This window comes from Amycolatopsis sp. NPDC114503 (assembly GCF_055633655.1).
On the sequence record NZ_JBVKDT010000006.1, the window covers coordinates 374,530 to 388,060 of the forward strand.

15 protein-coding genes are annotated in these 13,531 nt (G+C 70.4%); 4 read left to right on the top strand and 11 right to left on the bottom strand.

The window, feature by feature from the left end:
- Window position 1 precedes the first annotated feature (1 nt).
- Entirely contained in the window at window positions 2-1,588 is a 1,587-nt protein-coding gene (locus tag ACZ7OI_RS27150) for a DAK2 domain-containing protein (RefSeq protein WP_470266980.1), read from the bottom strand.
- Window positions 1,589-1,722: 134 nt separating this feature from the next.
- Between ACZ7OI_RS27150 and rpmB the strand changes: the two genes are divergently transcribed.
- Window positions 1,723-1,914 (top strand): 50S ribosomal protein L28, encoded by a 192-nt coding sequence (rpmB, locus tag ACZ7OI_RS27155; protein ID WP_009074135.1) that lies wholly within the window; start codon window positions 1,723-1,725, stop codon window positions 1,912-1,914.
- A gap of 210 nt (window positions 1,915-2,124) precedes the next feature.
- Here rpmB and ACZ7OI_RS27160 read toward each other — a convergent pair whose 3' ends face one another.
- From ACZ7OI_RS27160 to ACZ7OI_RS27180, 5 genes are all read right to left on the bottom strand, one after another.
- Window positions 2,125-2,913, bottom strand: a complete 789-nt coding sequence (locus ACZ7OI_RS27160; protein ID WP_470266981.1) for an alpha/beta fold hydrolase — start codon at window positions 2,911-2,913, stop codon at window positions 2,125-2,127.
- Between the two features lie 73 nt (window positions 2,914-2,986).
- Entirely contained in the window at window positions 2,987-3,664 is a 678-nt protein-coding gene (locus ACZ7OI_RS27165; protein ID WP_470266982.1) for a uracil-DNA glycosylase, read from the bottom strand.
- Between the two features lie 31 nt (window positions 3,665-3,695).
- Window positions 3,696-4,226: a gamma carbonic anhydrase family protein gene (locus ACZ7OI_RS27170; protein WP_470266983.1), complete on the bottom strand. Its 531-nt coding sequence runs from the start codon at window positions 4,224-4,226 to the stop codon at window positions 3,696-3,698.
- Window positions 4,227-4,252: 26 nt separating this feature from the next.
- Window positions 4,253-4,732 (bottom strand): GNAT family N-acetyltransferase, encoded by a 480-nt coding sequence (locus ACZ7OI_RS27175; RefSeq protein WP_470266984.1) that lies wholly within the window; start codon window positions 4,730-4,732, stop codon window positions 4,253-4,255.
- A 20-nt stretch (window positions 4,733-4,752) separates the two neighbouring features.
- Window positions 4,753-5,712 (bottom strand): thiamine-phosphate kinase, encoded by a 960-nt coding sequence (locus ACZ7OI_RS27180; protein WP_470266985.1) that lies wholly within the window; start codon window positions 5,710-5,712, stop codon window positions 4,753-4,755.
- Window positions 5,713-5,858: 146 nt separating this feature from the next.
- Between ACZ7OI_RS27180 and ACZ7OI_RS27185 the strand changes: the two genes are divergently transcribed.
- Both ACZ7OI_RS27185 and ACZ7OI_RS27190 read left to right on the top strand, forming a co-directional pair.
- The gene (locus tag ACZ7OI_RS27185; protein ID WP_009074118.1) at window positions 5,859-6,092 is read left to right on the top strand and encodes an Lrp/AsnC ligand binding domain-containing protein; all 234 of its coding nucleotides are present in this window, start codon (window positions 5,859-5,861) and stop codon (window positions 6,090-6,092) included.
- 19 nt (window positions 6,093-6,111) lie between these two features.
- Window positions 6,112-6,651, top strand: a complete 540-nt coding sequence (locus ACZ7OI_RS27190) for a DUF3515 domain-containing protein (protein ID WP_470266986.1) — start codon at window positions 6,112-6,114, stop codon at window positions 6,649-6,651.
- On the opposite strand, the gene ACZ7OI_RS27195 is transcribed toward ACZ7OI_RS27190, so the two are convergent.
- The 3 genes from ACZ7OI_RS27195 to pdxR all read right to left on the bottom strand — a co-directional run bounded on the left by ACZ7OI_RS27195 (window position 6,632) and on the right by pdxR (window position 10,604).
- Complete coding sequence (locus ACZ7OI_RS27195) at window positions 6,632-7,972, bottom strand: MFS transporter (protein ID WP_470266987.1); 1,341 nt, start codon at window positions 7,970-7,972, stop codon at window positions 6,632-6,634. The two genes, ACZ7OI_RS27190 and ACZ7OI_RS27195, sit on opposite strands and share 20 nt — an antisense overlap.
- 22 nt (window positions 7,973-7,994) lie before the next feature.
- Entirely contained in the window at window positions 7,995-9,092 is a 1,098-nt protein-coding gene (locus ACZ7OI_RS27200) for a D-alanine--D-alanine ligase family protein (protein ID WP_470266988.1), read from the bottom strand.
- A gap of 141 nt (window positions 9,093-9,233) precedes the next feature.
- Complete coding sequence (gene pdxR / locus ACZ7OI_RS27205; RefSeq protein ID WP_470266989.1) at window positions 9,234-10,604, bottom strand: MocR-like pyridoxine biosynthesis transcription factor PdxR; 1,371 nt, start codon at window positions 10,602-10,604, stop codon at window positions 9,234-9,236.
- Window positions 10,605-10,693: 89 nt separating this feature from the next.
- Between pdxR and ACZ7OI_RS27210 the strand changes: the two genes are divergently transcribed.
- The gene (locus ACZ7OI_RS27210) at window positions 10,694-11,368 is read left to right on the top strand and encodes a pyridoxamine 5'-phosphate oxidase family protein (RefSeq protein ID WP_470266990.1); all 675 of its coding nucleotides are present in this window, start codon (window positions 10,694-10,696) and stop codon (window positions 11,366-11,368) included.
- On the opposite strand, the gene ACZ7OI_RS27215 is transcribed toward ACZ7OI_RS27210, so the two are convergent.
- Both ACZ7OI_RS27215 and ACZ7OI_RS27220 read right to left on the bottom strand, forming a co-directional pair.
- Complete coding sequence (locus ACZ7OI_RS27215; RefSeq protein ID WP_470266991.1) at window positions 11,340-12,791, bottom strand: sensor histidine kinase; 1,452 nt, start codon at window positions 12,789-12,791, stop codon at window positions 11,340-11,342. The two genes, ACZ7OI_RS27210 and ACZ7OI_RS27215, sit on opposite strands and share 29 nt — an antisense overlap.
- Window positions 12,788-13,489, bottom strand: coding sequence for a response regulator transcription factor (locus ACZ7OI_RS27220; RefSeq protein ID WP_470266992.1), 702 nt, complete (start codon window positions 13,487-13,489; stop codon window positions 12,788-12,790). Before ACZ7OI_RS27220 ends, ACZ7OI_RS27215 begins: the two co-directional genes overlap by 4 nt.
- Window positions 13,490-13,531 lie beyond the last annotated feature (42 nt).

Sequence of the window (13,531 nt, forward strand, 5' to 3'; positions counted from 1 at the left end):
ATTATTCGACCCCCATCAGCAGCACAGCGTCGCTTTGACCGCCGGCGTAACTCGTCAACTCCACCTCGGGGTGCTCCAGCCGCAGTTGCTCGGCGAGCTCCGCGGCCACCCTCGGCGGAGCGTCCGCCCCGCTCAGGACGGTGACCAGCTCGCCGCCGAGCGCCAGCATCCGGTTGAGCACGCTGACCGCGGCCGCGACGAGATTCGTCGCCGACGCCGGGGCGGGTTCGATCAGTACCACCTCGTCGTCGACCAGACCGATCACGTCGCCGGACTGGGCCCGGCCCACCCAGGTTAGCGACTCTTCCCTGGCGATCCGCAGCTCGCCACGCCTGGTGGCGCCCGCCGCCTCGGCCATCGCGACGACGTCGTCGTTGACCCGGCGCTCGCCGTCGTGCACCGCGAGCGCGGCCAGCACCTGCACCGGCGACGAGCAGGGGATCACCACGACGTCGCGCTCGCCCGTCATCGGATGCCCGGCGGCGGTGTCGGCGGCCGCGGTGAGGTCCGGGCCGCCCGGCAGCACGCTCAGATGCTGCCCGGCCGCCTCGTTGAACAGCCCGATCATGTCCTCGACGCTGGGAAGCTCGCCGTCGGCGACCGCCAGCACGGCGACGCCCTCGGCCCGCAGCAGTTCGGCGAGCCCGCCGCCGCGCACCACCGCGACCACGGACCGGTCGATCCCGGCGCCCGGTTCGATCGGCGTCGGCGTGATCAGCGGTTCGACCCGGATCCGCCGCGGCCTGCCCAGCTGCAGCCCGGCTTCGATGGCCGCGCCGATGTCCGCGCAGTGGACGTGCACCGCGTGGCTGCCCGAACCGTCGCCTGCCACGGTCACGCTGTCGCCGAACCCGCTCAGTTCCTTCCGCAACGCCGGCAGCCGGGCCTCGTCGACCTCGTCCAGCAAGTACATGACCTCCCACGCGTACGGCACCTGCTCCGGCAGCGAAGCGACGGCCCGCAGGTCGTGCCCGGGTTCTTCGGTTTCGCCGGTGATCACGCCTGCCAGCGCGTCGAGCACCGCGACCAGCCCGCGGCCCCCGGCGTCGACGACTCCGGCCTTGGCCAGCGCGGGCAGCTGCTTGGGCGTCTCTTCGAGAGCCGCTGCGGCCACGGTGACGACCTCGTGCGCGACCTCGGGCAACGTCCGCGACGTCCCCCGGACAGCGGCGGCCACAGCGTGCAGGACGGTCAGCATCGTCCCGGCCACCGGCCTGCTGACCGCGCCCGTGGCGGCCTGGTCCGCGTGCCCGAGCGCGGCGGCGAGGCCGGTGCCGTCGAGATCCCCGCCGGTGGAAGCCCAGTCGGCCATCCCGCGCACGACCTGGGAAAGGATCACGCCCGAGTTGCCCCGCGCGTGCGCCACCGCCCCGCGCGCCAGGACAGCCAGCGCCTCCGCGGCGTCGACCGGTTCCGCACTGGTGAGCGCCTCGTGCGCGCCGGTCATCGTGTACAGCAGGTTGGAGCCGGTATCGGAGTCCGCGACCGGATAGACGTTGATGCCGTCGATGGCCGTGCGCAGCCTGTCCAAGCTGCGCACAGAAGCCGCCGCCCAGCCCGACACCGCCGCCGCGTCCAGCACCCGCACCCCGTAACCTCCTAGCCGGTCCCCGCGAGGGTAACGACCCCGCGGCAAGGCCTCCGAGACCACTCGTTACTATGGTCGAGTTGCCTGGCAAGTTCAGGCGCGCATTCTTTGTCCCATATCCAGAGGAGTTCGACGTGGCTGCCGTGTGCGACGTCTGTGGCAAGGGACCCGGCTTCGGCAAGTCGGTCTCGCACTCCCACCGGCGTACCAACCGCCGGTGGAACCCGAACATCCAGGTTGTGCACGCGAAGGTCGGCGTGTCCCAGCGCAAGCGCCTGAACGCCTGCACCTCGTGCATCAAGGCTGGCAAGGTCGTCCGCGGCTGAGCCGGAAAAACGAACGGTGGCGAGTGCTCGCGGAGGGCGCTCGCCATTTTCGTTTTTCGGGTGTCTTCCGGGGGTCGAACCCCCGGGCCCCCGCCAGGGGGCTAGCCCCCTGGACCCCCGCGTTGGGTCGCCTTGAGATTTTCCCTTGGGGTTTGTCTTTGAGGTTGGAGGGGCGAGTGCTTCGGCGCCCGCCCCTTTTTCGTCACCGCGTCACCGCAGGAAGTCCGTCAGGACCTTCCGCAGGGACTCCGGCGCGTTCAGCACCCCGTGGTCCTGTCCCGGGACCTCCTCGTACCGTCCATGCGCGACAGCAGCCGCGACAGCCTTCGCGGACGACGTCATCCACGCGTCCCCTTCACCGCCCGACAGCGACAGCACCGGCACGGTGATCGCGGCCAGCCGGTCTTCCGGCAGGCGGCTCCCACGGCCGCAGACGGCCAGGTCGTAGGGCAGCGTGTGCGCCAGGCCGACGAACCAGCCCCACACCGGCGCGGCCTTCATCGACTCCACCATCTCCGCCGGGGTCCCGGCGCCCTCGACCAGGAACAACTCGACCGCGCCGTCTCGGTCGCCGTCGGCGAGACAGGCGCTCACCCGGTCGATCAGGTCTTCGGCGGGACGCGGGCGGTCGTCGACGATGAACGGCGGTTCGTACACCGCCGCCTTCGTGACCGGCAGGCCGCGCGCCGCCGCTTCCAGGGCCAGGATCGCGCCGGACGAGTGGCCGAACAGCGCGGCCGATCCGCCGACCGCCTCGATCAGCACCTCGAGGTCGTCGATCTCGCGCTCGACCGCGTAGACCTGGGCGTCGCCGCTGTCGCCGCGGCCTCTCCGGTCGTAGGCGATCGCGGTGAATCCCGCGTCGGCGAGCACCGCGGCCAGTGCGGCGACGGTCGTCCGGTCGTTCACCGCGCCGCCGACCAGCAGCACCGGCGAACCCGAGCCGTAAGTGTCGAAGGCGATGGGGGTGCCGTCGGCGGACGTGACGGTGGCGGTCATGGCGTTCCTCCAGGGTTTCAGTCGTTGCTTACCCTGGTGGTCGGCGCCGATCGCCGGAACTGGACACGCCGCGTCAGGGAAGTTTCCAGTCGAGCGGTTCCGCGCCCTGCTGGACCAGAAGCTGGTTCGCCCGGCTGAACGGACGCGACCCGAAGAAGCCGTTGCGCGCCGAGAGCGGGCTCGGGTGCGCCGATTCGATGCACGGCACCTCGCCGAGCATCGGCCGCAGGTTCCGCGCGTTGCGGCCCCACAGAATCGCCACCAGCGGTCCGCCGCGCGCGGCGAGCGCCTTGATCGCCTGCTCGGTGACCTGCTCCCAGCCCTTGCCCTGGTGCGAGTTGGACTTGTGCGGCTGCACGGTGAGCGACCGGTTCAGCAGCAGCACGCCCTGCTCCGCCCACGGGGTCAGGTCGCCGTTGGCGGGCGTCGGATGGCCCAGGTCCTCGCAGTACTCCTGGTAGATGTTGATCAGGCTCTTCGGGATCGGCCGCACGTCCGGGGCCACCGAGAAGCTCAGCCCGACCGCGTGCCCGGGCGTCGGGTACGGGTCCTGCCCGACGATCAGCACGCGGACGTCGTCGAACGGCTGCTTGAACGCGCGCAGCACGTGCTCGCCCGCGGGAAGATAGGTGCGGCCCGCGGCGATCTCGGCGCGGAGGAACTCCCCCATCGCGGCTACCTGCGGGGCCACTGGTTCAAGGGCCTTCGCCCAGCCGGCTTCGACGATTTCGTCCAGCGGTCGTCCAGTCACGGCCCGCGAGCCTAGCGGCACGTGCCCGGGGTCACTGTGGCGGGTCCAGCCTGCGCAACTCGGCGCGGAACCGGGCCCCGCGCCGGACGTAGGAATCCACCACCGAAGCGATCTGGTCTTCCGAAAACGACTTGTTCGGCCGCGTTTTCGCCGGAACACCCAGCGCGATCTCGCCGGTGCCGACCGTCGATTCGTACGACAGCACCGCGCCCGCGCCGACCATGCCGCCGTCCTCGATCACGCTTCCGTTCAGCACCACCGAACCCGAAGCGATCAGGCAGCCGGTGCCGATCTTCGCGCCCTCGATGTGCACCGCGTGCCCGACCGCCGAGGAGGGGCCGATGATCGTCGGATGCCGCGCGGTGCAGTGGATGACGCAGCCGTCCTGCACGTTCGAGCGTTCGCCGATCTCGATGTACCCGTGGTCGCCGCGCAGCACCGTCTGCGGCCAGACCGACGCGCGCGGTCCGATCCGGACATCGCCGATCACCGTGGCGTCGGGATGGACGTAGGCGTCCGGGTGGATGGTCGGGACCAGGTCGCCGAGCGCGTAGATGGCCAAGGCCGCCTCCGAATCGTTCAGTGTCGTCAGCCGTGGACGAGATCCTTGCCGTAATAACGGCTTTCGGGCATGTCCCCGTAGTAACCGAAAGCCGGGATCTCGTCGTAACCCGACGAACGGTAGAGGGCGATCGCCTCCGGCTGCTCGGTGCCCGTCTCCAGCACGACCCGGCGCCGTCCGGCGTCGACCGCGGTGCGTTCCAGTTCGGCGAGCATCGCGCGGGCGAAACCGCGGCCCCGCGCGGATTCGATCACGTACATCCGCTTGATCTCGACATCGCCGGGCCGGAACGTCGGCGCGGGACCGTCGTGCGCGCGCCAGGCGCCGGACGCCACCGGCGAGTTGTCCAGGTACCCGACCAGAAACAGGCCCCGCGGCGGCGCGAACTCCGCGGGGTCCATCGGGGTCTCGTCCTCGGAGCCGTAGCGGCGCACGTACTCCAGCTGCACCTCGGCCATCAGCTTGACGGCGTCGGGATGGTCGAAGGCGACGACACGGATGTCCACGCGAACAGCCTAATGAAGGATCACTGCTGCCAGTGCTCCCAGCCGCCTTGCTGGTCGAACTCCTTGCCGTCCACAGTGACCCCGGAGCCGGGCATGGTGACCACGCCGATCTTGCGCCAGCCCTCGGGAAGGTCGTCGAACGGCGGGAACGTCGCGACCAGCGCGTGGTCCTCGCCGCCGGTCAGCACCCACTGCAGCGGATCCGCGCCCAGCGCGCTGCCGACCTCCTTCAGCCGAGTCGACACCTCGAGCAGCGCGGTCTGCACGTCGAGCCCGACCTCGGAAGCCGCGGCCAGGTGCGCGAGATCGGCGAGCAGGCCGTCGGAGATGTCCATCATCGCCGTCGCACCGGCGCGCGCGGCCTGCGGACCGGCGGTATACGGCGGTTCCGGGCAGCGCTGCGCGTTCACCACGCCGACCGGCGACCGGAATCCGCGACGCAGCACCGCGAGCCCGGCCGCGGCCCAGCCGAGCCGTCCGCACACCGCGAGCACGTCGCCGGGACGCGCGCCGGAACGGGTCACCGGTTCGCGGTCTTCGAGGTCGCCTAATGCGGTGACGCTGATCACGAGCTGGTCCGCGCTGACGAGATCGCCGCCGGACACCCCGATGCCCGCCGTCTTCGCCTCGGCCCACATGCCGTCCATGATCTCGGTCACGACCCGCGCCGGGGTGTCGGCCGGGCACGCGAGCCCGACGACCACCGACGTCGGTTTCGCGCCCATCGCCGCGATGTCGGACAGATTCACCGCGACCGCCTTGCGCCCGGCCTGTTCCGGGCTCGACCAGTCGAGCCGGAAATGCACGCCGTGCACCAGCACGTCGGTCGTCACGACCACGCGGCCGTCCGGCGCGGCGAGAACCGCCGCGTCGTCGCCGGGGCCCAGCAATGTCGACGCGGGCTGCGCGCGTCCTTCGGTGACCCGCCGGATCAGGCCGAACTCGCCTGTCGCGGCCACCGAGTGCTCGTCCGGTGACACCGGTCACCTCCCGTTTCCCTTGCCTGTGTCGGATCGGCCACCGACTATCGGATCCCCTAGGTTTTTCCCAGGGCTGGCGCTACGTTTCCTACACCGTCTACACCGTTCCTACCTCGACTAGACCGCCACCGACGAAAGGGCACGCCGTGGTCCACGCATACATCCTCATCCAGACCGAGGTCGGCAAGGCGGCCGCGGTGGCTGCGGAGATCGCCGGGGTCCCGGGCGTGACCAGCTCCGAGGACGTCACCGGTCCGTACGACGTGATCGTGCGCGCCGCGGCGGACACTGTGGACCAGCTCGGCCAGCTCGTCGTCGCCCGCGTGCAGAACGTGGAAGGGATCACGCGCACGCTGACCTGCCCGGTCGTCCACCTCTGACGCGTGGTCCACTGAGGCGGTGGCAGACACCGACACCGGGGCTCCGCCGAAGGTCGTCCTCGTCACCGCGTCGTTGCTCGTGGCCGCGCTGGCGGTCGCGGTCGCGGTCGTCGCGCTGACGAAGAGCTCCTCCGGACAGCCCGACCCGAACCAGCCGCTCGCGCTCGTTTCCGTTCCCGCGCCGCAGGCCGGGTCGCCGGACTGCGCGAAGCTGATCGCCGGGATCCCGGCCACGCTCACGTCGAACGGCAAGGAACTGTCGCCGCGCACGCTCGCCGAGCCCGCGCCGAAGGCCACCGTCGCGTGGGGCGAACCGGATCCGGTCGTGCTGCGCTGCGGTCTGGAACGCCCGCCGGACCTCACCCGGACCTCGCCGCTGCGCGTGGTCAACAAGGTGCAGTGGCTGCAGATCGAGCAGGGCGATTCGGCCACCTGGTACGCCGTCGACCGGCCGGTCTACCTGGCGCTGACCGTCCCGGCGAGCGCGGGAACGGGTCCGCTGCAGACCATTTCGGACGCGATCGCGGCCAAGCTTCCGGTCAAGCCGTTGAAGTTCTAGCCGCGATCGTCTCCAGCGATTCGCCGGTGGTGCGCGGCCCGAGCACCGCGACGTCGATCATCAGCAGCACCATCGCAGCCGCGACCACGGCGAACATCGTCGTCGCGCCCGCCGAATGCAGGACCGGCAGCAGCACGAACGGCATCGCGGCCGTCGCCAGCCGGGACAGCGCGTAGGCCGAACCGGCCGCGGTGCCGCGCAGCGACGTCGGGAACAGCTCGCCCTGGTAGGTGTGGAAGGCGTTGGAGAAGACGTTGCTGACGGCGGTGTAGCAGAAGCCGAACACCGCGATCAGGACGCCGGATGTGGCGTAGCCGAAGGCCAGCCCGAACACCGCCATCGCCGCCGCGCTCGCGACGATCAGCCACTTGCGTTCCAGCCGTTCGATGATCGGGATGGACAGCGCGGAGCCGATCGGATAGCCGAGGAAGGTGAGCGCGGCGAAGGTCAGGGAGCTGACGAGGCCGAAACCCTTGGCCGCCAGCACAATCGGCACCAGCGAGCCGAAGCCGTAGTAGCCGAACGACTGCAGCAGCTGGAAGACGTACAGCATCGCCGTGCGGCGGAACCACGGCGGACGCAGCAACGCCGACGCGCGCACCGGTTCGGGCGCGGGCGGTTCCGGCTCCGGTTCGGGCAACGGCTGCGGCGCGCTCGCTTCGAGCTTGCGCACGATCTCGTCCGCTTCGCCGATTCTGCCTTGTGCCGCAAGCCAACGCGGCGATTCCGGCAGCGTGAACCGCAACGCCCACACGACCGCCGCACCCAGCGCGCCGATCACGAACAGCCAGCGCCAGCCGTCGATGCCGAGTGGCGAGTGGCCGACGAGCGCGCGAGCGAGGAAGCCGGCGGCGGGCACGCCGCAGAAGCCGATCGTGTAAGCCCAAGCTGTCGCGCGGCCGCGGGCGCGAGCGGGCAACAGATCGGCGAGATAGGCGTCGGCGATCGGCAGTTCCGCGCCGATGCCGATCCCAGCGATGAAGCGGCAGATCACCAGCATCCACACATCGGTGCTGAACGCGCCGAGCAGCGTGAAGACCGAGTACAGGCCCAGCGTGAGCAGGAACGCGCGCCGCCGGCCGAAACGGTCGGCCAGCCTGCCGAGGAACACCGCGCCCACGAACGCGCCGACGAACGCCGACGCCAGGACGTACTTCAGCGTCGTCGGGGTGACGCCGAATTCCTTGGTGAGGACGGTGCTGATGGTCGCGGCGAGGAACAGGTCGTAGAGGTCGAAGAAGGTGGCGATGCCGACCACTGCGACGAAATACCGGTGCCGCCGGGTGACCGGGAGCCGGTCGAGCCGGGATGCGATCTGCACGCGCTGAGTCCCTCCGGTCGCGTCAGCGCAGGCCGGTGCCCCGGGCGAGCGCGGTGTCGATCAGCGTCGACAACAACGTCGGATAATCCACCCCGGTCACCTCCCACATCTTCGGGTAGGCGGACTTCGTGGTGAAGCCGGGCATCGTGTTGACCTCATTGATCACCAAGTCGCCCTCCTCGGTCACGAAGAAGTCGACGCGGGCGAGCCCCTGGCAGTCGAGCGCGCGGAACGCCTCGACGGCCATCGCGCGCAGCCGGTCGGTGAGGGCGTCGTCCAGTTTGGCCGGGATGTCCAGCTCGGCGTCCTCGCCGAGGTACTTGGTTTCGAAGTCGTACCAGGCGTCCTCGCCCTCGGCGAGCACCCGGATCTCGGCCGGGAGCGACGCTTCGACGCGGCCGTCCGGGAATTCCAGCACGCCGCATTCGACCTCGCGCCCACGCACCGCGGCCTCGACGAGCACCTTGGGATCGGTGCGCCGGGCCAGCTCGATCGCGGCGTCCAGGTCGGCCCAGTCCGCGACCCGCGAGATGCCGACCGACGAACCGGCGCGCGAGGGCTTCACGAACACCGGCAGGCCAAGGCGTTCGCGGTCCTGTTCGGCCAAAGTGGACTGTCCGCGGCGCAGCGCGGCGTAGGTGCCGACCGGAAGCCCTTCCGCGGCGAGCAGCTTCTTCGCGTATTCCTTGTCCATCGCCGCCGCGCTGGCGAGCACGCCAGGGCCGACGTACGGGAGGTCGGCGAGTTCGAGCAGGCCCTGGATGGTGCCGTCCTCGCCGAAGGCGCCGTGCAGCACCGGGAAGACGACGTCGACGGTGCCGAGCACCTCGGTGGCCTGGCCAGGGTCGACCGTGCGCAGCTCGCGACTGGTCGGGTCTCCGGCGAGCACGAGCGCGCGGCCGGACTCGACCGTCGGCAGCTCGCGGCCCTGGATGCTGAGCTGCTTCGGGTCGCCGGTGCCGAGCACCCAGCCGCCGCTCGGCGTGACACCGACCGGGAGCACCTCGAAGCGGTCCGGATCCAGGTTCGAGATCACACTGCCCGCGGACAGGCACGAGATGGTGTGCTCGCTGCTGCGGCCACCGAACACGACCGCGACCCGGATCTTTTCAGCGCTCATAGCCGGTCACCGTACCGGGTGAGGATCGCCGACAGCGCGCGCCGGGGGTGTCTGCGCTGGTCGCCGCAGATGTCCGTGAAGGGAACCCTGCGGGAATCTGATTCCCTCAGGGTGGCCCTCACAGACATCCCAGTCGTGCTTTCAGCGGAGAAGATCGACCAGCGTCGGCACCGCGGCCATCAACGCCTCCCGCGAGCAGCCCGCGTACCCCAGGGCGATGCCGTGCATCGTCGGCGTTCCGGCGAAATGGCGTGCCAGCCCGTCGAGCCGGATCGAATGTTTTTCCGCCGCGGCGATCAACTGTGCCTCCGCCTCGGCGCTTTCCGTCGGCACCACCAGATGCGCACCGGCGTCGTCGCCGACGAACGGGATCCCGGCGGTCGACAGCGCGGCCACCAGCACCGTCCGGCGTTCGGCCATTTCCCGGCGCAGCTTCCGCAGGTGCCGTCCCAGATCGCCGGTGCGGGCCAGTTCGACCAGCACCCGCTGCCCCGCCGGCGACGGGCGGGTGCCGGTGAGATCTCGGTACGCCAGCACGGAATCAGCCACCGCGGCGGGCGCGACGAGCCAGCCCGCGCCGAGCGTCGGAGTGAGGATTTTGCTGGTGGTCCCGAGGTGCACGACGACATCCGGGGCGAGCGCGGCCAGCATCGGCAGCGGGGCGACGTCGAAGCGCAACTCGCCGTCGTAGTCGTCCTCGATGACCAGCATGCCTTCCGCGCGAGCGCGTTCCACGAGCTGCACGCGCCGGGCCGCGCTCATCCGGCTGCCCATCGGGTACTGGTGCGCGGGCGAGCAGTAAACCGCGCGCGCACCGGCGGGAATCGCGTCCGGGCGCAGGCCTTCCTCGTCCACCGGCACGCCCACGACGGTGAGTCCGGCCTGCCGGAACGCTTGCACCGCACGCTGATAACCAGGTTCCTCGAAGGCGACGACCGCACCTCGGCGCAACACCGCGGCGGCGAGTTCCACGACAGCCGCGGTGGTACCGCCGGTCGCCAGCACTGAGCCCGCCGCCAGACCGCGGTGGCGCAGCAGGTGTTCCGACACAGTCGCGCGATATTCCGGCAGCCCGGCGCGGTGCGCCCGCGTGAGCGGTTCGGGATCCGCAGCTGCGCGCCACGCTCGCCGCCACGCCGCACGGTCGAGCCCGCCAGCCCACGGCGCGCCCGGCGTGAGGTCGAGCACCGGGCTCGATTCCGGCTCCGCGAGAAGCGAACCGGGCACCGTGACGGACGCGGCGGCACGGGTCGGCGGAGTAGTCACATAGGTGCCAGAGCCGTGTCGCCCGGCGATCCAGCCCTCCGCGTGAAGTTGCTCGTACGCAGCGGAAGTGACCGTGCGCGAGACACCGAGCCGTTCAGCCAGCGCGCGCGTGGACGGCAGCCGATCGCCGCCGCGGAGGTGTCCGCCGGCCGCGGCTTCGCGCAGCGCGTCGGCCAGCTGCACGGCCAGCGGGGTGGCCGCGTCGCGGTCGAGACTCACCGGCAGGGCGGTGTCGGCGTAAGACACGGCGGACCTCCGTTACAGCGAAGTGGACTTCTCAAGTGTAGAAGAAGTGGACATTCAACGTAGCCACTTGCTCGCCGCACACTGAACGCATGAGCAGCCTTTCGCCCACCGAACGCACCACGCTCGGCCGCAAACGCCACCGCGCCGCCAGCGAGCGCGCCGCGCTGCACGCCGTGCTCGACGAGGCGCTGATCTGCCACCTCGGCGTGGTCCGCGACGGCGTCCCGCTGGTGCTGCCCACCGGATACGGCCGCGACGGCGACACCCTGTACTTGCATGGTTCCACGGGCGCGGCCAGTCTGCGAGCCGCCGCCGGGGAAACCGACATCTGCGTGACGGTGACCCTGCTCGACGGCATCGTCTATTGCCGCTCGGTGAACAACCACTCGGTCAACTACCGCAGCGCGGTGATCCTCGGCCGGGCCCGGCTGGTGACCGACCCGGACGAGAAGATGCGCGGCCTGCACGTGCTCACCGACCACCTCTCCCCTGGTTCGTGGGAACACGCGCGTCCGGTGAACAAGAAGGAATTTGCGGCGGTTTCGGTGATCGCGCTCGACCTGGCTGAGGCGTCGGTGAAGCTCCGAGCCGAAGGACCCGACGACGAACCCGAAGACGTCGCCGCGAACGCCGCCTGGGCAGGAGTGCTGCCGGTGCGCACGACCTTCGGCGAGCCGGAACCCTCCGCCGACCTCCCGCCAGGCTGGGAAGTGCCCGAGCACGTCGCCGCGCGCGTCACGAAGACAGCGGCAACCGCACGGTAAACACCGTCCGCCCAGGACGGCTGTCCAGCGAAACCGTCCCGCCGTGCTCGACCACCAGCGAATGCACCACCGACAACCCCAGCCCGGTTCCGCCGGCGGCCCGGGTGCGGGAGTTGTCGACGCGATAGAACCGGTCGAAAATCCGCTGCTGGTCCTCCGGCGAAATCCCCGGCCCGGCATCGGCGACGGTGGCGACGGCCATTCCGCCGGTCACCGTCACCGCCAGTTCGACCGGCGTTCCCTCGCTCGTATGCACCGCCGCGTTCGCGAGCAGGTTGTCCAGAATCTGCCGCACCCGCGCCGGATCCGCGTGCAGCAGCACCGGTTCCTCCGGAATCGACACCGCCAGCGGATACCCCGGACGACCGGCCCGGAACGCGTCCGCGGCAGCCGCGGCGACCTCGGTGAGATCCATTCGCTGCGGACGCACCGGCGGTTCGGCGTCGCGCGCGTCAAGACGGGCGAGCAGCAGCAAATCGTCCACCAGCACGCTCATCCGCGCGGTCTCGGCCCGGATCTTCTCCAGATGCGCCTCGCGTTCCTCCGGCTCATTCGCGGCGGCGTAACGGAAAAGATCGGCATAGCCGCGGATCGACGTCAACGGCGTCCGCAGTTCATGCGAAGCATCGGCGACAAACCGGCGCAGCCGATCATTCGCCTCGGTGCGCGCGGCCAGCGACGACTCGATGTGGCTCAACATCAGATTGAACGCCGTCCGCAACTCCTCGACCTCCGCGCCACCGCCAGTGCCGGATGCGCGCACCGGCAAATCCGCAGTGGCGGTGAGGTCGTGCGAGGCGATGTCGTGCGCGGTACCGGCCATGTCCGACAACGGCCGCAATCCACGCCGCAGCACCACTCGCCCGGCGACGACGAGAATCGCCAACGCGATCAGGAACGCGATCACCTCGATCAACATCAACTGCTGCACAGTGTTGTCGAGGTCGGCCTGCGGCGCGGCACTCAGCAGCACGGTGCCGGTCCCGTTCTGCGAAGTCTCCACCGGACACGCCCGCACCCGGTAAGAACCCTGACCGGGCAAGGTGATCGTGCGGAAAAGGTCGCCGCTGGTCGTCTCTTCGGCGATCCGCGCCAGCGGCCGCACATCGCTGGGCAACGTGCTGCCCGGCTGCGGGGTCGCGTGCCCCTCCCGCACGTCGAAAACCGCCGAGTACCAGGAGTAGACGACTTCCGGATTGTCCTTCGATTCGCGCAGATGCGGCACCTGCGCGACCTGGCTGGTCTTGAGCTGCTCGTCGAGCCGCCGGTTGAGGTAATCGTGCATCAGCTCGACCGTCAGCGCCCCGACGATCGCGAACACCACCAGCGACAACGCACCCAGCCCGAACGCCAGCCGCGTGCCAAGCCGGGAAGCGCGCCAGGCCCGGTACCACCGGCGAGCCCAGCGCCCGATCCGGTTCACCGCTCCGCCTGTCGCACGGAATACCCGACGCCGCGCACGGTGTGGATCAGCGGTTCCGCCTCGGTGTCGAGCTTGCGCCGCAACCGCGAGATCGCGAGTTCGACCACATTGGACCGTCCGCCGAAGTCGTACTCCCAGACGTGGTCGAGAATCTGCGCCTTCGTGAGCACCGCCGGCGAGCGCCGCATCAGGTAGCGCAGCAGCTCGTACTCGGTCGGCGTCAGCTCGGCGAGCTGACCTCCACGGCGGACTTCGTGCGTCTCCTCGTCCAGCGTGAGGTCGCCCACCTGCAGGACAACCGTGCGGGTCTCCGGCTTTTCGGACGTCCGTCGCAGCACCGCGCGCAGCCGCGCCATCAACTCCTCGACAGAGAACGGCTTGACGAGGTAGTCGTCACCCCCACGGGTGAGGCCGGCGATGCGGTCGGCGGTCGCGTCCTTCGCGGTCAGGAAAACCACCGGGACCGCGTCGTGCTTCTCGCGCAGCTTGTCGAGCACGGTGAAACCGTCGAAATCCGGCAGCATGAGGTCGAGCACGACGATGTCGGGAGCGAACTCCGCGGCGCGCGCGAGCGCGTCGGCGCCGCATCCGGCCGTGACGGCCTGCCAGCCCTCGTAACGGGCGACGGTCGCGACCAGGTCGGCGATGTGCGGCTCGTCGTCCACGACGAGCAGCCGCACCGGGTTCGGGTTCTCCACCCTGCCATCCTCCGCGACGTCCGAGCGGGCGCGCGAGCCGAA